Origin of the sequence: Listeria cossartiae subsp. cossartiae (assembly GCF_014224155.1) — a bacterium.
GTDB lineage: Bacteria > Bacillota > Bacilli > Lactobacillales > Listeriaceae > Listeria > Listeria cossartiae.
In genome coordinates this window covers 163,061-182,218 of sequence record NZ_JAASUI010000005.1, presented here as the reverse complement: position 1 = coordinate 182,218, position 19,158 = coordinate 163,061, and the positions used below count along the sequence as shown (strand labels likewise).

Sequence of the window (19,158 nt, the reverse complement as noted above, 5' to 3'; positions counted from 1 at the left end):
CTATTATTGGGCTATAGCCAAGCGGTAAGGCAACGGATTTTGATTCCGTCATGCGCTGGTTCGAATCCAGCTAGCCCAGTCATATTTAGAGCCGTTAGCTCAGTTGGTAGAGCATCTGACTTTTAATCAGAGGGTCGCTGGTTCGAACCCAGCACGGCTCATCCTTAATGAACAAGCAAAGTAATTACTTTGCTTGTTTTTTTAATGCCTACTTTTCTCCTTTATAAAGCAAAAAATAAACCATTTTACTAAATAGTTTATCTTTTTTCTAAGTATGGCTAAGGGGCTGTTGCTGTGGACTTTATTCTTCCGCACGGACTTTCATATCTGTTCAACAAAACAAAAGACTTCGAATTTTCTGCTAAAAATCCTGATTCTATCAACTTTCTGCATAGGTGTGTGACTGAACGTACGGACAGGTTAGAATAGTTAGCAATAATTTTTCGTGTGAAACATTTCGGAATACGAAGCATACCTTCTTTTTCAACACCAAAAAAAATTCCCAATTGCTCTAAAGAATCTTTCAAGCGACTTTCCCCATTACCACGCATTAGATTGCATTTTTCGATTAGTACATTTTCGTGATTTCGATTATTAAGATATAAATAGAGCCACCCCTCTTGCATCCCAATAATCGAGCAAATTATATCTTCTTTATCAAATTCATATGCTGTAATTGTTTCGATAACTCTAGCCGTATATACATTTGCTTCGGCCATGAAATAATCATTTAATCCAACAATTTGGTTTGAACCTAAAAAACTTATTACATTTTTATTCTTCTCTAATGAAACAATCCCTTTTTCAATAAAATAAACCTTGGTATTTATCGTATCTTCAGTTAGTAAAATCATGTTGGTCGGCATCTTTATTTTTTTATAAGGGATTTTGTTATCGATTAAAGTTTGCAAGAAGCTAGCATAACCAAATTCTTCTTCCAAAATTTTTTTACTATACAAATCTTCAAATACGGATTGCATTTATTGTCATCTCATTTCTATTTTGTGTTATTAGCAAATAGTTTTATAATGCGATGAGTGGCTTCTTACAAGTGATGATACTACCAAACACTTTTAAAAGGAACCCAACAAAAAAACAAAACTTCCTACTTTACCTAACTATTTTTGACTTTTTTGTCACAATTGAAATTTACTCACATTATAAATTATTGTGTAAGTTTCTTTTGATACTTCTATTATAAGCTGAGCCACCTTTCGCCAACTTTTCATTAAAATTTTTTCGGACACTATTTAAGTGAAAATGGTACCTTCCTTAGTACCTTTTTTGAAGCAAAGCTTCTACTTTCTATTGATTATCGCGATATTTTGTACTATTTGTGAAAGTTTCTAATTCATGATTTTGTTCTTCTTTGCTCATATTTTCGCAAAAATGTTCTACTGGGAGAATAAGTTTTATGCTCTAAGTTTGCGGGAATCAAAGGGCATAGGGGGAATCGGTATGTATTTAAAAGAAACGTTAGATCAATTTGCTTCATTAGATAATGTACTCATGCTACTTAAGAAAAATCCGAGCTTTAATAAACACTGTATACAGGAAAGGCTCCCACAAAAAACGATTATCGCATCCACTAAGCAACGAAAACATATCTATATAATAGAAGAAGGTTTTATGAAATTAACATTTGAGCCACGTGATTTTTCTTATATATTATCGAAAGGCGCGTTTCCTTATTTGCCTGTTTATACCGAGGATATTCCTCAGCACATGATGATGGTTGCTCTCACAGATGTCGTGTGGTGGAAAATTGATATTGGTTTCTTTAAGAATATGATGGAGTTTGAAGATCCGCGAAATTATCTTATGCTTCATCAATTAGCGGAAACTAGGAGAAGATTTTATACTATCGCTTATCAAGAGAAACTGACTTCTCGGGAAAGTATTTATTATTCTTTAAACACGCTGATTGAGTTTGGTTTGCGTATTTCTGAAAAAGTAGTAGAACTTCCAGAATTTTTAACCTATCAAATACTTGCGGATCATGCTAATACTTCTAAGAGTTACACGTCTAAAGTGCTAGGACATTTACGTGAAGAAGGAATTCTGGAATCACAAAAAAAGCCCTGGCGCATTAACGATGTCCAGAAGCTTCAACAATTAATTGAGACAGATATCCCGCTTATAAAAGCACAAAAAAACTAAGAGCTATTTACGCTCTTAGTTTTTTAAGTTACATTAGTTCACTTCGCCAAGCTGGTGTTTTTGCTTGTTGGTATTTCTCCACTTGACCAATCGATTGAAATAATCCCATTTTATATTTCACAACTTCTTTTGCGGCATCAATGCAGTCTGGGTAAATTGCATTCGCATCCCAAAGTTCTGTTGTGCTGAGGATTTCACGACATTTCTTATAAAAGGCGTATTTATAATCGCTCGATATATTCACTTTTTGAATGCCAATTTCGACTGCTGCAGCAATTTCGGCATCTGGATTTGCAGAACCGCCATGAAGCACGAGAGGGATATTTACCAAAGCTTGTATTTCTTTTAAAATATCCAGTCTTAGTTTGGGCTCTTTGTCTTTCGGATAAATACCGTGAGCTGTTCCAATCGCTACTGCTAGCGTATCTACACCCGTACGGCTAATATATTCTTCCGCTTCTTCAGGTTTTGTATAAATAATCTCGCTGACGCCGCCTTCAATGCTATTTCCCGTTTTTCCGATAGTCCCAAGCTCGCCTTCAACCGAAACGCCCAGCTTATGACAAACATCAACGACTTCTTTTGTTACTCGAATATTTTCTTCAAAAGGTAATAACGACCCATCAATCATCACGGAACTAAAACCGCAACGCACCGCTCGCATCACGTCAGCCATATTATCGCCGTGATCTAAGTGAAGCACAAATGGAACCGGGCTATTTTTAATTCTCGCAAGAACATATTGGAAAAAATCATCTTTTGTAAAATCTAATTCTGTTGGATGCACGGCGATAATTGCTGGAGCATTATTTTTTTCGGCTTCTTCTACTACTACGCGTAAAAAGTTACTGTCTGCAACATTAAATGCTCCTACCGCGAATTTATTCTCTTTGGCTACTTCTAATAATTGCTTCATATTTACTAACATGTTTACATTTCTCCTTTTAAAGTGATTTTCCGGTTGAACCGGATAGTTGAATATAATACTGCACAGCTTCTTTGCCAGCCTTTATTGTTTCATGAATGAGGTCGACATAGTTAATCGCTGGGTTTTCTTGTAATGTCGTTTTTATTTTATTGGCTTGCGCTTTCATAAAATCTGAGCCGACATTGATTTTATTAATGCCAAGTCGAACGGATTCGCGGATATTTTCCGCCCCGCAACCAGATCCACCGTGCAAAACGAGCGGCATGTTTGTTGCAGCTTTAATTTCGCGCACAATATCAAATTGAAAAGCTGGCGTAAAACCTTCTGGATAATCGCCGTGGGAAGAACCATATGAAATAGCTAATGCGTCGATTCCCGTTCGTTTTGCAAAATCAATTGCCACTTTGGGATTGGTGTACATGTCTTGGTTCGTATAATTATCCCCCATCACCGCGCCAATATTACCAACTTCCGCCTCGACGCTCGCATTAAAAGCCTCCGCAAACTCGACCATTTTTTTCGTAATTGCAACGTTTTCTTTATATGGATAACTGGACGCATCCATCATTACACTTGAAAAACCGTCTGCTAAACATTGCTTTACTATTGCCACATCTTGCCCGTGATCTAAATTAATCGCTACTTCCACGCTTGCTTCTTCTGCCATTTTTATAATCGGCTGTGTTAAAAATCGACTTCCAAGGTGACTTGTTAAATGATCTTGAAGTAAATCTATGATGATTGGTGCCCGAAGTTCTTGCGCTGCATCAATAACCGCTCTTGCTGTCTCCAAATTAAAACAATTAATCGCCATTACCGCATAACGCTCCTTGTTCGCGCGTGCTAACATTCCTTTCATCGAAACGTACATTTGCCTTATCTCCTCGCCTTATGAAATTTTAATTCCAGACAAATCGACTTCCTCTTCTTCTTCTAACCCTTGATCTGCAATGCGTTCTTCTTCCTCGGTTGGCTCGCGTTTCAGGATAAGCAACATCGCTGCCGTGACACACGTTCCAATCAGTAGCGCCAAGCAGAATAAAAATGGTTCATTCATCGCTGGGACGATAAACATTCCGCCTGATGGGACGGGCGAACCAATTCCCCACGTCATACTTAGTCCACCGCCAACCGCGGCTCCAAGTGTACAAGAAATAATTACGCGAATCGGATCGACTGCTGCAATCGGGATAACGCCTTCTGTAATCATGCAAATTCCCATTGGAAAAGCGATTTTGATATTGTCTTCTTCTGATTTGGTATATTTTTTCTTTTTAATCAGCTTGGAGACTACCCATGAAAGTGTAACTCCAAATGGCGGTACCATCGAGGCTAGAATTTTCACAGCTTCTGGTTCTTTGACGCCTTCTAAAAGTAATCCATCGGCAAATAAAGAAGCTACTTTATTCACAGGTCCACCAAAGTCAAAGGCAGCCATAGCACCGAGTATAGCGCCAAACACAAATCGCATACTTCCTTGCATGCCTTGTAAGAAACTCGTCATCGCCTCTGTTGCCCAAACGATCGGAACCCCGACAACAAAATACATCAAGAGCCCGATAACCAAACTACTAATAAGCGGAATAATCATCATCGGCATTAAACCTTGCGCCCATTTTGGCACTTTGACATATTTAACAAGAATAAGGATAAAATAACCAACTAAGTACCCGCCAAGCATCCCACCTAAGAAACCAGCACCGATGGAATTGGCGATGAGCCCCATGAGGAGCCCTGGCGCAATCCCGGGTCTATCTGCTATCGAATAGGCAATCGCCCCGGCAATAACTGGCGCAAGTAAGCCCATTCCGAGAACACCGAGAGAAACGAGCGCATCTGGAATAGAATAAGGTGCTTTATAATTTTCAATAACCTGTCCACTTGTTAAATTTCCAATGGCAATAAGTAACCCCGAGGCAACAACTAACGGTAACATATACGAAATCGCTGTAAGTGCATGTTTTTTGATTTGCAGTTTTTTCATCATACCGATTCACTCCCTAGTTATTTATTTCGTTGTCTATTTTATTGATAATTTGTTTTGGTGCTTTAATTGCTAAATCAGTCGGAATTTCAACCACACGTTTCCCTTTAAAACGGTCTTTTCCACTGATTTTAATATCGGCTGCAATAATCACCACATCGGCATTTTTCACTTGTTCTGCGGAAAGTTCGTCTTCAATTCCAATTGTTCCTTGTGTCTCAATATGGATGGAATGTCCAAGCGCAATGCCGGCTTTGGTTAGTTTTTCCTTGGCGATATAAGTATGTGCGATTCCCGATGTACAAGCTGCAATTCCAATAATATTCATCCCAAGCTCCTCCTAATCCTGATTTTTAGCTAACAATTTAATAAAGTCTTCTTTTGTCTGCACAGTTTGAAATTGGCCAATCACCTCATCATCAGCGAGTAAAATCGCTACTTTTTGGAGTAACTTGATATGTGTTGTCGTAGCATCTGAATTTTTTACAGCGAAAAGAATAATAATATTAACTGGCTTTTCATCAAGTGACTCCCACTCTACCGGTTTCCTCGTTCGTCCAACGGCAATCGATGTATTCGTGACGCTAGCTGATTTACCATGTGGAATAGCGACACCTTCACCGAGTCCCGTTTTCCCTTCTTCTTCGCGATACAATACATCCGCTATAAAAGTCTCTCTATCTGCTACAGCACCAGTTTCAACAAGTAAATCGGTTAATTCTTCAATTACTTCTAATTTCGTCGTTGCTACTAAGTCTAAATCGACAAGCGCCGGACTTATTACTTTGCTAATATCTAATTCTTGGATATCCATGGGTTCGCCTCCTATAAAGTTTCCATCAATTTTTTCACCATCATTTTGTCTTTTTCTGTAAACATCGCACTAACGAGCAGCGACGGGATTTCCTTGTTACTTTCCGCATGAATAGTTGTTAGAATAAAATCAATATTCTGATAGTCTTGCAAGCTATTTTTGTATCTAGTGGATGATAAAACGTCTACTATCTCGACATCAGGAAAAGCTTTTTGAACCTTTACTTTTAAAAGTTCGGACGTTCCAATGCCGCTTGAACACATGATAATAATTCGCTTAACTAACGGGGACGCTTCCATGTGCTTTGCGAAATATATTGTGATATAGCCAACTTCATCATCTGATATCGTATTCAACTTAAAGGTTTTCGCCACATCGCGGGCTGTTGCTTTGATGATTTCAAACAACTTGCCGTATTCTAATTTAATATCGCTTAACAAGTTGTTTTTAATATTAATTTGATGATTCATTCGGTTAACCATCGGCTTCATATGGCTGAGCAATTCGATTTTCAGTTGTTTTTTATTAATCGGCATATTGATTTTAGCAGCCACTTGATCGATATAAAAATCAGTCATTTCCTCCACGATAGGTAAAACATTGCTCGGAACTAATTCGATTTCATGATTAAAACGAGACGAAATCAAATATTGTAAAAAATGAAAGATTTCCCGCTTTGGTAATGTCATTTTTAAATATCGTTCGATTGCTTCAATGGCTTCTACTGCAATCGTATGCAGTTTTTCATTCGTCACAATATAAGCGTCATCACTTTCGTTAAAATCTTCCACTACTCCTTGGCGAAACCGATTGATTAAAATATACAGATGCGAAAAAATATTAATATCGTATGGATACGGAATGTTAATCCGCAGTTTGCTTTCAATCATTTCCATCTGCCTAACAATAAACTGAACATCGGCTTTATTAAGGTCGCTATATTCCGTTTTCAAATCATCGTAGCTTGATAAATCAATGTTATTAATCACTTCATTAATTGCGGTGCGAATGTGTTCTTCTGTACCAACAACCCGGATTTCTTTTTGCCGTTTCTCAAGAGCTAAATCATATTTCTCGATAGATTGATTTAAAAGGGCAAAATCGTTTTTGATTGAATTATAGCCAACATAATAATCTTCATATAGCGCCGTTACATCTAAATATTTAGGAGACTTAAATAGCACTTGGAGTAAAATTTTTTCTCGTCTTTCTGTTGGTGTATAACCGAAAATATCGCTTGTTGTTTCTAACTTCGCTTGAATATATGCCTTGTAATCTAGTTTAAAACCACGCCCTTTTTCAGATATAATGATATCTTTTTCTTCTGTCGTGGCATTGATGTTTTTAATCTTGCGGTAAATGGTTTTAGAGGAAACGTCAAGAATTTCAGCTAGTTGCTTTGCTGTCAAAAAATCGTTTTTCGTTAAGAACAAGTTAATTAATGCACGCTCCGTTTGGGTAAGAAGCATTTCATCACCTCCCTCTACGCTCTATTATACACAAATAAAAGAAAACGGTTACACTAAGTTATGTCCACTACACTAGACAATTTTTTGGCAAAGTTTGTGAAAAAACAATTGTTGCGTCGATTTACTTCCAACAAGACAATCCCGCTGTAAAACCGTATAATAAAAAAGGGAAGAATTTAGAAAGGGGTGCTCTTGTGACGCTTGAACTACATAATGTTACGAAAAATTTTGGAACTAAAGTCGCGGTTAATGATGTATCGTTTCGAGTAGAACCAGGGAAAATACTCGGATTAATCGGACAAAATGGCGCTGGTAAAACAACTACTTTTCGACTTATTTTGCATTTTTTAGAAGCTACTTCTGGGAAAATCACTTGGAACGGCAAAGAAGTAAGTAAAATTGATCCAAACATTATCGGCTATTTGCCTGAAGAGCGCGGTTTATATCCGAATGTGACGATTGAAGACCAACTGATATTTTTTGCTGAATTAAAAGGATATCCAAAACAAAAAATCAAAGCAGAAATAGATGATTGGCTTGAACGCGCCGAAATTGTCGGCAAAAAAACAGACTTAATTAAAACGCTATCCAAAGGAAATCAACAGAAAATCCAGCTTTTAAGCACAATTATCCACCAACCTAAACTAGTTATTTTAGATGAACCATTTAGCGGACTCGATCCTGTTAATGCAGAGATTTTGAAGAAATTTGTCTTTGATTTACGTGCCTCTGGAGCGGCGATTATTTTCTCCAGCCATCGTATGGAAAATGTCGAGGAGCTTTGTGATTCCCTTTTAATGTTGAAAAAAGGAAATGTCGTGCTTCAAGGGACGACGGAATCTGTAAAATCAGTATTCGGCCGCAAACGGATTTTGATTGAATCCAAGCATACCGCGGAGGAACTAGCTGCTTTACCAGAAGTATTACATGTAGAGAAGCATCGTGATGGCGTTCTTCAACTTGAAATCGCAAATGAAGCAGATGCCGAGAAAATTTTTGACTATGTGACAAAAGATGGTTTCATCCAGACATTCAGCCTCCAAGCTCCAACGCTTGAAGAAATTTTCAAATGGAAGGCTGGTGAGTCGCATGAGTAAATTTTGGGTGATAACGAAGCAAGTTTATAAAAGACGTGTGAAAACCAAATCATTTTTAATTTCGCTATTATTTCCCGTTTTAATCGCCGCACTCATCGCGGGCATTCCGAAAATGGTGGATTACTTTGATTCTACTAGCGACGTCACGAAAATCGTGGTGCTGTCTGATGATCCAGTTTTTGCCAAAGCCTTAGCTGCGGACAAAAACCATTTCAACGTAAATACAGACATCAACGACAAAAAAGCCGCCCAGTCCGCTTTGAAAAACGGTAAAATAGACGGATTTGTCACAATTACGCAAGAAAATGATACAGTTGGCGCGGTTTATACAACCCAAGAAACAGCTGGACAAGACGTAATTACGCGTTTAACAGAAGATCTTACAGCTACCAAAATCGCCGAAAAGGCCGCTGCCTATAAAATCACCAATGAGCAATTGCAGTCGATTACCTCTCCAGTTTCAGTAACCAATGATTTAGAGTCCAACAACCAGCTCACTAACCATGAAAAAGATGTTATGAGTGCAGCCGTACTCGTTTTAACACTAGTTATTTTCATTTTCGTCATGAGTTACGCAAACATTGTTGCATCGGAAATCGCTACAGAAAAAGGCACACGCATTATGGAAGTTATTTTATCCAGCGTTTCAGCAACAACACATTTATTCGCCAAATTAACAGCGATTATTTTCATGCTTCTGACGCAAATTGGTTTTTATGTCATTTGTGGTGCGGTCGTTCTGATTGCTGGTCGCAACACCGAAATGGTTCAAAATGTATTAGATCAAATTGCCGTTTTCCCAGCATATTACCTTGTGCTAAATTTACTATTTGTTATTCTAGGTTTATTGTTATATATTTTACTCGCAGCAATGATTGGTTCGATGGTCCCAAATGTCGAAACCGTTGCGCAGTTTATTTATCCGATGACGATTCTCGCTATTATCGGCTACTGGGGATCGATTGCAGCAGCTAATGCACCAGACAATATGCTTGTTATCATTGGTTCGTATATTCCGACCTTCTCACCAATGATGATGCTAGCGCGAATGGACTTATTATCCGTTTCAACTATTGGTATCTTTAGTTCACTCGCCATTTTACTTGCGAGCGTTATCGGCGCCTTTTTCCTCACAGTCCGCCTTTATCAAGGGAATGTCCTGCTATACAGCAACGACGGCTTGTGGAAAACATGGAAAACCTCGCTATCCTATGCAAAAAGAAAATAAAGAAAGTTGGTAAATTTTATGCAAATTAGACTATCTAAGCGCGAAGATGCTGCTTCTATGATTGAATTAGAACATTTAGTTTGGACGCCGGGAACAACACCCGGCAATATTCATTTTGATAGTGAGGCAGACTTTTTACTTAAATGCCCTCCTGGTTCCAAAATAGTTGTCGTAACGGAGGATAAAGTCGTTGGGATTCTTGGCTATAAGTCGCCTATCCCACTCGCGTCCAATAAACACGTAGTAGAAATCGATATCGCTGTCCATCCTGACTTCCAGCGTGCCGGTATCGGTCAACTTTTAATGGACAAAATGAAAGAAGTTGCTCGCGAAAAAGGCTACATTAAAATCTCCTTACGCGTTCTATCAATTAATCAAAAAGCAATTCACTTTTATGAAAAAAATGGCTTTAAACAAGAAGGCTTGCTCGAAAAAGAATTTATTATTCAAGGTGAATTTGTCGATGATATTTTAATGGCTTATTTCCTCTGACAAAAGGCCTGTCCTAAAATCCAAACTATGACTTTATAATCATTTTATGGATAAAGCGTTTACATTTTTTTAGAACGGTTATATATAGAGTACAACGAACAAATAAAAGGTGATGCGAATGACAAAAACTTGGTGTACAAGCTGATTTTTTTCTCAGCTTTGTCATATGCCGGCAAAACGTCTGGTGAAGGATTGTAAGTGTCAAACAGCTACGGTTAGCTGACAGGAGGAAGGCGAGGAGTATACGCCGCGTCAAGGACTTTACGCTAACTTAGTTGTAGGAAGACGGAATTTCGTTACGTCGCTCGTTTATCAATATTATTAGCCTCACTACATTGGTAAATAAGCGAATAAAGTATCGTATCATTCATGGCCACTATTTAAGCAAGTTACGGGCGCTCATTTATTCGTAAGTTAGAATATCTTGAGAAGTAAGTAGCAAGACAAGTAATTCGCCTACTTGTTTGAAAATGCCTCACCGTTTTCCGATTGTTGTATGTTTATTCAGAAACATCCAGACATGGTCCGGCCCATCAGATGAGTGGCAAGACAAGCTCATCCGAAAAGAAAAACCTCGCGTGACGAAAATTGTCATACGGGGTTTTTTGATTCTGAAAAAAAGATTGAAATATTTTTATCGTAAAATCTTTGAATGACCAAGTGGCATTTTTCAAATTCTTTTGCTTCTAGATGTGTCACTAATTCCTCTAAGGTCTCTGTCACGTCCATCGTAAAATCTTCAAAAAGCGGCTTTTCATTCATGTTTTTCATATTTCGCAGCGTTTGGCTAAGAATATCGATATTTTTCTCCATCGCCGGCATTTCAGTATAGTGAATCATACAAGCATAAAAGTTTTTCACATGATTAATAAATACATCTGTATCTTGTTCCGCAACAGCCAGTTTGATATATACTAGCTCTTTACGAAGGCATGTTGCGCAAATTTCTGCGTCTTGTTCTTGTAGTTTCTGTACCGCATAATTCAGATGAAAAAAAGCTAACTTTACTCGTGATTTTTCGCGATGCTGGGCTTCACTATTCACTGCAACTGAAAAACCATTTCCTCCGCTGTTTTTGCATAATATACCACTTTTATGTAAACAATGAAGCGCACTAAAAGCTACTCGTTTGCTGACCTGAAATCGTTTCATGATGTCGTCTATATCCACTTTCTCGCCACTTTCCAAAGTGTTAGCCATTATCTCATTCTTGATTTCTCCGTAAATCGGATCTGCAACAAATCCACTTTTTTCCATAATTTGAACCTCTTTAAATTTTATTGCTTTCAATGTTATATTTTACACGAAAAAATTTCATATAGATATGGCTTTTCCTAAAAAAATGTGTCCATTACGTTACAAAAGCCCTTGTATTGTTATAACAAAAATAGACAATAGATTGTAATGACAAATGAGATTTACAATGTTATATTTATATTGTAATAACAATATAAACAAGGAGTGATCGTTTTGACCACGTACGATTTAGCACCCGAAGTGAATATCCACCAATTTGATGGTGCTTGGGCGGGTTACAAAGATATTGCTGCGGAGTTACGAGCTGCCATTGAAAAAAAGAAACAAGAAAAATTGATTATTGCCATTGAATGCTATCCAGGAACGAGAAATGAAGAAATTGCTTCCGAACTACTACCGTTATTACCCGTCGAGAACGCTATCTTCGCGGATGAATGGGCATTAAATAATGAAGAAGTTACCAGAATGATTCAAGCTCATTTAACAGATGACCGGGTGTTTGGTATTATGTCCCATTATGAAGTGAGCGAATTTTATCCAAAAGAAAAACTCGCAAAAATCCAAGCTGAAATTGCTGCTAGTAAAGGACTCACCATTGTTTATGGAACGGGAGCAACCGTAATAGCTCCAAACCCTGACATCCTAATTTATGCCGATTTAGCACGTTGGGAAATCCAGTGCCGTTACCGCGGAGAGAATAAGCCTAATTGGAAAGCAAACAATACAGATGAAGATGCACTTCGTAAATTTAAACGTGGCTATTTCTTTGAATGGCGTATGGCTGATCGTCAAAAGAAAAAACTCTATCAACAAGTAGACTTCTTACTTGATACAAATAAAAAAAATGAACCCAAAATGGTACGCGGAGAAGATTATCGAAATGGCTTAAAACAAGTTTCCAAAGCCCCATTTAGAGTAGTCCCTTACTTCGATGCAAGTGTTTGGGGCGGCCAGTGGATGAAACATAATTTTGGACTTGATCCAGCTGCCGACAATTACGGTTGGGCATTTGACGGCGTTCCCGAAGAAAATAGTCTATATATGCGTTTTGGAGATATTCGAATTGAAGTCCCTTCCACCAACGTAGTCAACCATTTTCCAAATGAATTGCTTGGACCAAAAGTGCATAGTCGTTTCGGTACAGAATTCCCGATTCGTTTCGACTATCTCGATACTGTTGGCGGGGGCAATTTGAGTCTGCAAGTCCATCCTTTAGTAGAATATGCGCAAGATAAGTTCGGCATTCATTATACACAAGATGAAAGTTACTATATTTTAGAAGCAGATAACGATTCCACTGTTTACCTTGGAACAAAAGAAGGCACAACAAAAGAAGCGATTATGACCGATTTAGAAAAAGCCGCTGAAGGAAATTACCGTTTTCCTGATGAAAAATATATTAACGTTTTCCCTGTAAAAAAACACGACCACATCTTAATCCCTGCTGGAACAATTCATTGCGGCGGCCCAAGCACCGTTGTTTTAGAAATTAGCGCAACTCCTTATATTTTCACGTTTAAACTGTGGGACTGGGAACGAACAGGCCTCGACGGCATGCCCCGCCCCGTTCATTTAGCGCACGGCAAAGAAAACTTACAACTTGACCGCGACACAAACTGGGTAAAAGAGAATTTAATAAACCAATTTGAAACTTTACACGAAGATAATACTTCAAAAGTAGAGCGCACTGGTTTGCATGAATTAGAATTTATCGAAACCCACCGCCACTGGTTTAAAGAAACAGTTACCGTCCACACAAATGAAAGTGTCAATATGCTCAATTTGGTAGAAGGAACAAGCGCTATGGTTGAAAGTATCGATGACTCCTTTGCACCATTTGAAGTACATTACGGAGAAACATTTATCGTTCCTGCGATTATTGGAACTTATCAAATTAGAAATACAAGCGATCGTGAAGAAGTTGCTGTTATTCAAGCATTTGTACGTAATCTATAGAAATAAGAAGCCTATCAATTCAAATGTTGATAGGCTTCTTTTTATTCAAAATCAATATAATATCGATAATGCTTTCCTACATAAAAGCATTCGCTGTATTCTCTAAAATCACTTTCTTTTTGTTTCGTCATCCGTACTCTTTTTAAAATTGGCTCCTGTTTATCGATTGCAAGAGCATCCTGAACTTCACGGTTGGGCAACATCGCTTCGATATATTCCTTCTCTTGATTAACGACAATACCAAATCCTTTCAAATATTCATAAAAAGAACCGTAATAATCTTCTGCTTTAAGCGAATAATCTTGGTTAAACGGTATCACACTAACAAAAAGAGCAAAAGCAAGATCTGCTGTTCCGCGCAAACGTTTAATTTGTAAAACTTTATCCCCAACGGTTAACCCCAGCTGCATCGCAATTTTTTTATCCGCTTGTATTACTTCAACTTCTGCATGCAATGTCGCCGCTTTTTTCCCAAGTTCTTTCATTTCATTCGTAAAACTACGCACTAACGTAAAATGCTCATCTTCTGGTTCTTCCCAGTCGCGCACAAAGGTTCCTTTCGCGCGTTCTCTATATAGCAAATTTTCGCGAACGAGCTCATCTATTGCTTTTCGTACGGTAATTCTGCTGACATTGTATAGCTCACATAAATCAAGCTCGGGTGGAATTTTATCCCCGGCTTGCCAAATTTCTGATTGAATTTTCCCGCGTAAATCATCCGCTATTTGTGCATAGAGTGGGGACGCGTCATTCATCTTATTCAACTTTCTAACCATTTTTAGTCTTCCCTCTCTAATTGTATTATTGTCATCACAATAAATCATAGCATAAGCTTATCTAAAATTCCAATATAAAAAGTAGAGCCTAAAAGCCCTACTTTTATACTGTTCTACTGCAATTCAATCGTTAAATCACCTGTTTTGAGGCGTTCCTTTTTAAGTAGAATTGGTCTGACAATAAGTGCAATAACACCTGGCAAGACAACTGCTACCAAAATAAAAGCAGCAAGTGTGCTGAATCCGTAATTTGCTATTAAATAAAGTGGTGCAACAAAGGCGCATAAGCCGAGACCTGCAACTTCACTAGCGGCTTGAATATGAAATACCATCACGCCAAGAGGTCCAGCAATCAGCGTCGTCAGTAACGGTACTAACATTAAACTAGGTTTTCTAATAATATTAGGTGTTTGTAATTTCGGCGTACAGATAAGTTGGGCAAAAAACGCACCCCAGTTATTATCCCGATAACTTAACACCGCGAATGACACGAATTGTACCGAGCAACCAATCAATGCCGCAGCACTTGCTGTTGGATCAAGTTGAAGCGCAATCGCGAGCGCAGCAGATGAAGCCGGACTAAGAATAAGTAATCCAAACACAAAAGCAATAACCATCGATGAAATCAGCGGCGAACCACCAATTAATGAACTAATCCCAAGACTTACAGAAGCTAAAATCGGTGCCATAATTTTTGCAAATAAAATACCACTCAGTCCGCCTGCCAAAAGTGAAACACCTGGAATTAAAATCATATCAAATTTCGTCTTGCCAGTAACCCGTTTCCCAGTCCAAACCGCCACAATAACGGCCAAAATAGCACCAACCGGCTCTCCGCTAGTAATACCAACGCCACCACCAGCCAAAGTCACTACCGCCCCGCCTCCAATAACAGCAGATGCAGCCGCACTTATCGTCACAAGCGTATTCGCGTGCAAACACATTGCAATACCAACACCAATTCCCGGAATAAGCATCGTCTTGCCAATCGCGCCAACCGTTACAAGAAACGAAATCCCTGTCATCTGCCCAATTGTTTGCAAAAGAAGCCCAATCCCCAGCGTTACAAGAACCGCATTCGCAATCCCCATAGAAGCCTTATAGGAACGATCTATAAAATATTCTTTCATTACTTCTCCCCTTCTAAAATGTATTCTTCCTCATTGTAATCACTCCCCTGTTAAAAAGCTAGTTTTATTTACTGATTTTCCTTTAAAAATGTTAAAAAGGTTTCCGCAATCCGATTTTCCAGTCTTTGTTTATTTTTCAATACTGAAAATTTACGCATCAAGCTGCCGGCCTCATTAAAAACGCGTAATTTCCCTTCTGCAATTTCTGTTTTAACGACACATCTTGAAATAACCGTATACCCCATGCCTTCAAGCACCATTTGTTTGACCGCCATATTGCTCCAAGCAACAACTTTTTCAGTAACATTCCAGCCACTTGTACTCAATACATGATCCAAATATTCACGCGTTCCGGAACCTTCTTCTCGCGCAATCCAAGTAGCGCCTTGCTCGATTTCTGCAAGTGAACCATCTGCCCGTCCAACAATGCACATTTCGTCATTCGCAAAAGCACTTATCGCCAAATCTTTCTTGCTCACTTGCCCCTCGATAAGCCCCGTATCCACTTGAAGTAGTTCGACTTTATCGGCAATTTTAGCTGTATTTTCAACAATTAACTCGATGGTAATATCTGGATAACGCGCATGAAATTTTGTAATCAGCGCCGGCAAATAATACTCCCCTATCGTAAAACTTGCACCAATCCGCAATCGCCCTTTTAAATGGTGGTGATACAAACTAATTTCATCCTCCACTTGTTTATACAAACCTTCTAATTGTTTTGCCCGGTGGTAGAGCATTTCTCCCGTAGCTGTTAAAATAAACTTTTTCGCTTGCCGGTATATAAGCTCCGTTTCGTAAGTCTCTTCTAACTTCTTTAATTGCAAAGATACTGCCGGTTGAGAAATGTGTAATTCTTCAGCTGCTTTTGTAAAACTCTGCAATTCCACCACACGGATATACGTTCTTAAAGCCTCATCCATTTGAAACCCCTCCATAAAAATTTCTTATCAATAATATAATTAATATAAATTTTACTAATAAAATCAGAAATGGTAAAGTAAAAGCATAGAAGAAAGGGGGATGAACATGAGTCAAATTTTATTTAAAACGAAGACTTTTTGGTATGGTATTGCGCTTACGTTCTGTATCGCTACCCTATCTTATTTTTTAGCAAAATTACCATTTCTAATGATTCTCGGGCAACTTGTTACGGCTATTTTAATCGGTATTATCATTCGCGCCCTTTTTCCGGTTCCAGATCAATGGTTTACCGGCATTCAATTTTCCAACAAAGTGATTCTTCGTGCCGGGATTATTTTACTTGGTTTTCGGCTGAATTTAGTTGATATTTATGATGCTGGTTGGCGCGTATTCCTAATCGCTGCCTTATGTCTTAGTTTTGGGATTACGGTCGTTTATTTTTTGGCAAAACTTTTTGGCGTGGATAAAAAACTGGCGATTCTAGTCGCTTGTGGCACAGGGATTTGCGGGGCTGCAGCTGTAGTCGCGATTTCACCACAAGTAAAAGCTGACAACAATCAAACTGCCGTAGCTGCTACGATTATCGCGCTACTCGGAACTATTTTTACGATTGTTTATACGTTAATTTATCCCATTTTGCCACTTGGACCAGATGGTTATGGTATTTTTGCAGGGGCTACGCTTCATGAAATCGCGCACGTGATTGCCGCAGCAGATCCAGGCGGAACTTCCGCTGTTGATATGGCCGTTATCGTCAAATTAACTCGCGTAGCACTACTTGTTCCAGTCTGCTTCGTCGTTGCAAAAATGGTAAATGTTGGAACGAAAAATCGTTTTTCATGGGCAGAACTTCCCGTGCCATGGTTTATTTTCGGCTTTTTAGCTACCAGTGCTATCAATAGTTTGGGCATTATTCCTACATCAATCACGAACTTCCTCGTTGTCTGTGCCTATTTCCTTATTGCTATGTCAATGGGCGGACTTGGTTTAAACGTCCACTTACCTTCTTTTGGAAAAATGGGCGGAAAACCTTTTGTGGCTGCGTTTATTGGTTCGATCTTGCTTTCTGCTTTTGGTCTTACTTTAGTACTTTTGTTTCATTTAGCAGGATAAGTTATCCTCGGCAACTCAAATTGTGATACAATAGCAAGCACGAGGTGACGATTACATGACGAAAGCAATTTGGACTTGCCGAGCTTTTTTACTCGGATATTTTCTTGTTTTACATTTTACTGCAGATACGTATACTTTTTTAATTTTAAATGTTGGGCTTGCTTATATACCTTTCGAAATAGCTGTATTCCTCACAAAGAAACCTCGCGTATGGTGGATTTTTTGGCCACTTGGTATCGTTTGGCTAGTATTTTTTCCAAATGCGCCTTATCTTCTAACTGATTTGCTGCATTTACAGCGCTTAGAGATTTACGGGGCAGAAGGAATACTTTCCACATCACCATGGTTGTGGCGTCATTTCACTTATATTATCGTTGGTGTATTCTTTGGATTATTTATTGGCTTCTGGTCCTTTGCAAAAATGCTTGCGGAAATAAGAAGACGATTTAATTGGACGAGTTGGTTAAGTTACCAGCTACTATTAATTGGTTTAATCTTGTTATCGAGCTATGCGATTTATATTGGCAGATTTTCACGCTTGCATTCGATTCATTTACTTACGCAACCAGTCGAATCCATCCAAATTATGTTTAGTGTTTTTCACTGGCCATTCTGGAACTTCGTATTTTACTTCTCGATTATCCAATATGTCATTTATACACTATTTAGCAAGTTTTCTAGCTCATTAAAAGACTAAAAACGTTTGTATTTAAGAACTTTCCTTAAATACAAACGTTTTTTTAATCGATATGCAGTTTGCTACGTTCCGCTGAAAAACCTTGTGGATAGCGGCGTTTTAATTTTTCGATATTTAATTCGGCAACGGTTTCCATGCTTATGTCGGCCCATTTAGCAATTTGCGATACGTACCAAAGAACATCTCCTAATTCTTTCGTCAACGCATCTTTATCTAAATCGTGTCCATGAAAAGCATATTTCTTAATCAAATCAGCAACTTCACCGGCTTCTCCAGCTATTCCAAGTCCGTAATTCGTTAATGCCTGTTCATGTGTTGCTGCAGTTCTATTCGCTAAAACTTGATACTCTTTAAAATCCATGTGTTGTCCTCCTTGCCTCTCTCACTTTCTTACTATAACAGATAATTTTTTTCCTTTGCAGTCTTGACTATTTCGAAATTATGCGAACTGATGCTCTATCAATGCCTTTCATCTTTAAAATTTTTTTCTCTTTAAAGGCTTATTTTTTTCAAGTTATTCCTTTATAATAGAGATAAGATTTCTGAAAGGAGTTTTCAAATGAAATTAGCTAGCTTAGTTGTACTTCTTGTTGGTCTGATTGGCTTTGGTTTTTCGTTTAGCATAACTGGACTTATTGGTTTCGGTGTTTGCATCATTTCGCTTATTTTGGTCGCGGCAGGAATTTTAGCAATGATTCGTTCCAAAAAAAGACGTAAACGATCTTATTCTTATTAAATAAAAAGCTGCTTTATCCTAAACTGATAAAGCAGCTTTTTCTATTTTTTCGGCCATGTCCTGGTTCGATTTTCTGCGAGCTTTGAACGAACAAGCTCTTCGCCATCTGCTCCCATACTTTCAGCGATTTGGAGTGCGTATATCATGACATCCGCTACTTCTTTTAAAATCGCTTCCCGGTTTTCTTTCACTGCCGCCTCATCTTGCTTCCACTGAAAACATTCCAGTAATTCTGCTGCTTCAAGCGACAAAGATATCGCCAAATCTTTTGGCTTATTATACTGATCCAACCAGTCACGTTCTTTCAGAAAAGCAGTAATTTCATCTTGTAATTGTCTCAAATCCTCAACTCCTTCTGTAAATCAAATCACAAACAACAATAGAAAAAAGAGCAATA

Annotated in this window: 21 protein-coding genes and 2 tRNA genes; 10 read left to right on the top strand and 13 right to left on the bottom strand. The window is 38.4% G+C overall.

Features of this window, described 5'->3' with window-relative positions; all coding sequences use genetic code 11:
* The first annotated feature begins 7 nt into the window (after window positions 1-7).
* Both HCJ30_RS13430 and HCJ30_RS13425 read left to right on the top strand, forming a co-directional pair.
* Window positions 8-79, top strand: a tRNA-Gln gene (locus HCJ30_RS13430).
* Between the two features lie 9 nt (window positions 80-88).
* Window positions 89-161: transfer RNA gene (locus HCJ30_RS13425), tRNA-Lys, on the top strand.
* Window positions 162-278: 117 nt separating this feature from the next.
* On the opposite strand, the gene HCJ30_RS13420 is transcribed toward HCJ30_RS13425, so the two are convergent.
* Window positions 279-980, bottom strand: a complete 702-nt coding sequence (locus tag HCJ30_RS13420; RefSeq protein WP_185392565.1) for a Crp/Fnr family transcriptional regulator — start codon at window positions 978-980, stop codon at window positions 279-281.
* A 478-nt stretch (window positions 981-1,458) separates the two neighbouring features.
* Between HCJ30_RS13420 and HCJ30_RS13415 the strand changes: the two genes are divergently transcribed.
* Window positions 1,459-2,160 carry a Crp/Fnr family transcriptional regulator gene (locus HCJ30_RS13415; RefSeq protein WP_185392564.1) on the top strand — a complete coding sequence of 234 codons (702 nt, stop codon included), beginning with the start codon at window positions 1,459-1,461 and terminating at the stop codon, window positions 2,158-2,160.
* Window positions 2,161-2,188: 28 nt separating this feature from the next.
* Here HCJ30_RS13415 and HCJ30_RS13410 read toward each other — a convergent pair whose 3' ends face one another.
* From HCJ30_RS13410 to HCJ30_RS13385, 6 genes are read right to left on the bottom strand one after another with little or no spacing between them, the layout of a single operon-like run.
* Window positions 2,189-3,088: a ketose-bisphosphate aldolase gene (locus HCJ30_RS13410; RefSeq protein ID WP_185392563.1), complete on the bottom strand. Its 900-nt coding sequence runs from the start codon at window positions 3,086-3,088 to the stop codon at window positions 2,189-2,191.
* 16 nt (window positions 3,089-3,104) lie between these two features.
* On the bottom strand, window positions 3,105-3,959 hold the full coding sequence (locus HCJ30_RS13405; RefSeq protein ID WP_185392562.1) for a class II fructose-bisphosphate aldolase: 855 nt from the start codon (window positions 3,957-3,959) through the stop codon (window positions 3,105-3,107).
* An 18-nt stretch (window positions 3,960-3,977) separates the two neighbouring features.
* Window positions 3,978-5,072: a PTS fructose transporter subunit IIC gene (locus HCJ30_RS13400; RefSeq protein WP_185392584.1), complete on the bottom strand. Its 1,095-nt coding sequence runs from the start codon at window positions 5,070-5,072 to the stop codon at window positions 3,978-3,980.
* Window positions 5,073-5,088: 16 nt separating this feature from the next.
* On the bottom strand, window positions 5,089-5,400 hold the full coding sequence (locus HCJ30_RS13395) for a PTS fructose transporter subunit IIB (protein WP_185392561.1): 312 nt from the start codon (window positions 5,398-5,400) through the stop codon (window positions 5,089-5,091).
* 12 nt (window positions 5,401-5,412) lie between these two features.
* Window positions 5,413-5,886, bottom strand: a complete 474-nt coding sequence (locus tag HCJ30_RS13390) for a PTS sugar transporter subunit IIA (protein WP_185392560.1) — start codon at window positions 5,884-5,886, stop codon at window positions 5,413-5,415.
* Between the two features lie 11 nt (window positions 5,887-5,897).
* A complete protein-coding gene (locus tag HCJ30_RS13385; RefSeq protein WP_185392559.1) occupies window positions 5,898-7,355 on the bottom strand; it encodes a BglG family transcription antiterminator in 1,458 nt (485 codons plus the stop codon).
* Window positions 7,356-7,549: 194 nt separating this feature from the next.
* Here HCJ30_RS13385 and HCJ30_RS13380 point away from each other — a divergent pair, with 194 nt between their 5' ends.
* The 3 genes from HCJ30_RS13380 to HCJ30_RS13370 are packed head-to-tail and all read left to right on the top strand — an operon-like array spanning window position 7,550 to window position 10,172.
* Window positions 7,550-8,452 carry an ABC transporter ATP-binding protein gene (locus tag HCJ30_RS13380; RefSeq protein WP_185392558.1) on the top strand — a complete coding sequence of 301 codons (903 nt, stop codon included), beginning with the start codon at window positions 7,550-7,552 and terminating at the stop codon, window positions 8,450-8,452.
* Entirely contained in the window at window positions 8,445-9,680 is a 1,236-nt protein-coding gene (locus tag HCJ30_RS13375; RefSeq protein ID WP_185392557.1) for an ABC transporter permease, read from the top strand. Before HCJ30_RS13380 ends, HCJ30_RS13375 begins: the two co-directional genes overlap by 8 nt.
* An 18-nt stretch (window positions 9,681-9,698) precedes the next feature.
* Window positions 9,699-10,172: a GNAT family N-acetyltransferase gene (locus HCJ30_RS13370; RefSeq protein ID WP_185392556.1), complete on the top strand. Its 474-nt coding sequence runs from the start codon at window positions 9,699-9,701 to the stop codon at window positions 10,170-10,172.
* 591 nt (window positions 10,173-10,763) lie between these two features.
* Here HCJ30_RS13370 and HCJ30_RS13365 read toward each other — a convergent pair.
* Entirely contained in the window at window positions 10,764-11,429 is a 666-nt protein-coding gene (locus tag HCJ30_RS13365; protein ID WP_185392555.1) for a GntR family transcriptional regulator, read from the bottom strand.
* A gap of 213 nt (window positions 11,430-11,642) precedes the next feature.
* On the opposite strand from HCJ30_RS13365, the gene HCJ30_RS13360 reads away from it, so the two are divergent.
* Window positions 11,643-13,385, top strand: a complete 1,743-nt coding sequence (locus tag HCJ30_RS13360) for a class I mannose-6-phosphate isomerase (RefSeq protein WP_185392554.1) — start codon at window positions 11,643-11,645, stop codon at window positions 13,383-13,385.
* Between the two features lie 41 nt (window positions 13,386-13,426).
* Here the strand turns inward: HCJ30_RS13360 and HCJ30_RS13355 are convergent, their stop codons facing one another.
* The 3 genes from HCJ30_RS13355 to HCJ30_RS13345 all read right to left on the bottom strand — a co-directional run bounded on the left by HCJ30_RS13355 (window position 13,427) and on the right by HCJ30_RS13345 (window position 16,214).
* Complete coding sequence (locus tag HCJ30_RS13355) at window positions 13,427-14,161, bottom strand: GntR family transcriptional regulator (protein ID WP_009925581.1); 735 nt, start codon at window positions 14,159-14,161, stop codon at window positions 13,427-13,429.
* Window positions 14,162-14,274: 113 nt separating this feature from the next.
* Complete coding sequence (locus HCJ30_RS13350) at window positions 14,275-15,291, bottom strand: PTS sugar transporter subunit IIC (RefSeq protein ID WP_185392553.1); 1,017 nt, start codon at window positions 15,289-15,291, stop codon at window positions 14,275-14,277.
* A gap of 68 nt (window positions 15,292-15,359) precedes the next feature.
* Window positions 15,360-16,214: a LysR family transcriptional regulator gene (locus tag HCJ30_RS13345; protein WP_185392552.1), complete on the bottom strand. Its 855-nt coding sequence runs from the start codon at window positions 16,212-16,214 to the stop codon at window positions 15,360-15,362.
* 106 nt (window positions 16,215-16,320) lie between these two features.
* On the opposite strand from HCJ30_RS13345, the gene HCJ30_RS13340 reads away from it, so the two are divergent.
* Both HCJ30_RS13340 and HCJ30_RS13335 read left to right on the top strand, forming a co-directional pair.
* Window positions 16,321-17,328, top strand: coding sequence for a YeiH family protein (locus HCJ30_RS13340; RefSeq protein WP_185392551.1), 1,008 nt, complete (start codon window positions 16,321-16,323; stop codon window positions 17,326-17,328).
* Between the two features lie 55 nt (window positions 17,329-17,383).
* Window positions 17,384-18,025 (top strand): DUF1361 domain-containing protein, encoded by a 642-nt coding sequence (locus HCJ30_RS13335; protein ID WP_185392550.1) that lies wholly within the window; start codon window positions 17,384-17,386, stop codon window positions 18,023-18,025.
* Between the two features lie 43 nt (window positions 18,026-18,068).
* Here HCJ30_RS13335 and HCJ30_RS13330 read toward each other — a convergent pair whose 3' ends face one another.
* Complete coding sequence (locus HCJ30_RS13330) at window positions 18,069-18,386, bottom strand: nucleoside triphosphate pyrophosphohydrolase family protein (RefSeq protein ID WP_185392549.1); 318 nt, start codon at window positions 18,384-18,386, stop codon at window positions 18,069-18,071.
* 198 nt (window positions 18,387-18,584) lie between these two features.
* Between HCJ30_RS13330 and HCJ30_RS13325 the strand changes: the two genes are divergently transcribed.
* Complete coding sequence (locus HCJ30_RS13325) at window positions 18,585-18,761, top strand: hypothetical protein (RefSeq protein WP_185392548.1); 177 nt, start codon at window positions 18,585-18,587, stop codon at window positions 18,759-18,761.
* Window positions 18,762-18,802: 41 nt separating this feature from the next.
* Here HCJ30_RS13325 and HCJ30_RS13320 read toward each other — a convergent pair whose 3' ends face one another.
* A complete protein-coding gene (locus HCJ30_RS13320; RefSeq protein WP_185392547.1) occupies window positions 18,803-19,102 on the bottom strand; it encodes a nucleotide pyrophosphohydrolase in 300 nt (99 codons plus the stop codon).
* Window positions 19,103-19,158 lie beyond the last annotated feature (56 nt).

What these genes read in the sequence shown, in the direction of transcription:
- HCJ30_RS13420 (WP_185392565.1), bottom strand. Translation starts at nt 980, where the DNA reads ATGCAATCCGTATTTGAAGATTTGTATAGTAAAAAAATTTTGGAAGAA.
- HCJ30_RS13415 (WP_185392564.1), top strand. Translation starts at nt 1,459, where the DNA reads ATGTATTTAAAAGAAACGTTAGATCAATTTGCTTCATTAGATAATGTA.
- HCJ30_RS13410 (WP_185392563.1), bottom strand. Translation starts at nt 3,088, where the DNA reads ATGTTAGTAAATATGAAGCAATTATTAGAAGTAGCCAAAGAGAATAAA.
- HCJ30_RS13405 (WP_185392562.1), bottom strand. Translation starts at nt 3,959, where the DNA reads ATGTACGTTTCGATGAAAGGAATGTTAGCACGCGCGAACAAGGAGCGT.
- HCJ30_RS13400 (WP_185392584.1), bottom strand. Translation starts at nt 5,072, where the DNA reads ATGAAAAAACTGCAAATCAAAAAACATGCACTTACAGCGATTTCGTAT.
- HCJ30_RS13395 (WP_185392561.1), bottom strand. Translation starts at nt 5,400, where the DNA reads ATGAATATTATTGGAATTGCAGCTTGTACATCGGGAATCGCACATACT.
- HCJ30_RS13390 (WP_185392560.1), bottom strand. Translation starts at nt 5,886, where the DNA reads ATGGATATCCAAGAATTAGATATTAGCAAAGTAATAAGTCCGGCGCTT.
- HCJ30_RS13385 (WP_185392559.1), bottom strand. Translation starts at nt 7,355, where the DNA reads ATGCTTCTTACCCAAACGGAGCGTGCATTAATTAACTTGTTCTTAACG.
- HCJ30_RS13375 (WP_185392557.1), top strand. Translation starts at nt 8,445, where the DNA reads ATGAGTAAATTTTGGGTGATAACGAAGCAAGTTTATAAAAGACGTGTG.
- HCJ30_RS13370 (WP_185392556.1), top strand. Translation starts at nt 9,699, where the DNA reads ATGCAAATTAGACTATCTAAGCGCGAAGATGCTGCTTCTATGATTGAA.
- HCJ30_RS13365 (WP_185392555.1), bottom strand. Translation starts at nt 11,429, where the DNA reads ATGGAAAAAAGTGGATTTGTTGCAGATCCGATTTACGGAGAAATCAAG.
- HCJ30_RS13355 (WP_009925581.1), bottom strand. Translation starts at nt 14,161, where the DNA reads ATGGTTAGAAAGTTGAATAAGATGAATGACGCGTCCCCACTCTATGCA.
- HCJ30_RS13350 (WP_185392553.1), bottom strand. Translation starts at nt 15,291, where the DNA reads ATGAAAGAATATTTTATAGATCGTTCCTATAAGGCTTCTATGGGGATT.
- HCJ30_RS13345 (WP_185392552.1), bottom strand. Translation starts at nt 16,214, where the DNA reads ATGGATGAGGCTTTAAGAACGTATATCCGTGTGGTGGAATTGCAGAGT.
- HCJ30_RS13340 (WP_185392551.1), top strand. Translation starts at nt 16,321, where the DNA reads ATGAGTCAAATTTTATTTAAAACGAAGACTTTTTGGTATGGTATTGCG.
- HCJ30_RS13335 (WP_185392550.1), top strand. Translation starts at nt 17,384, where the DNA reads ATGACGAAAGCAATTTGGACTTGCCGAGCTTTTTTACTCGGATATTTT.
- HCJ30_RS13330 (WP_185392549.1), bottom strand. Translation starts at nt 18,386, where the DNA reads ATGGATTTTAAAGAGTATCAAGTTTTAGCGAATAGAACTGCAGCAACA.
- HCJ30_RS13325 (WP_185392548.1), top strand. Translation starts at nt 18,585, where the DNA reads ATGAAATTAGCTAGCTTAGTTGTACTTCTTGTTGGTCTGATTGGCTTT.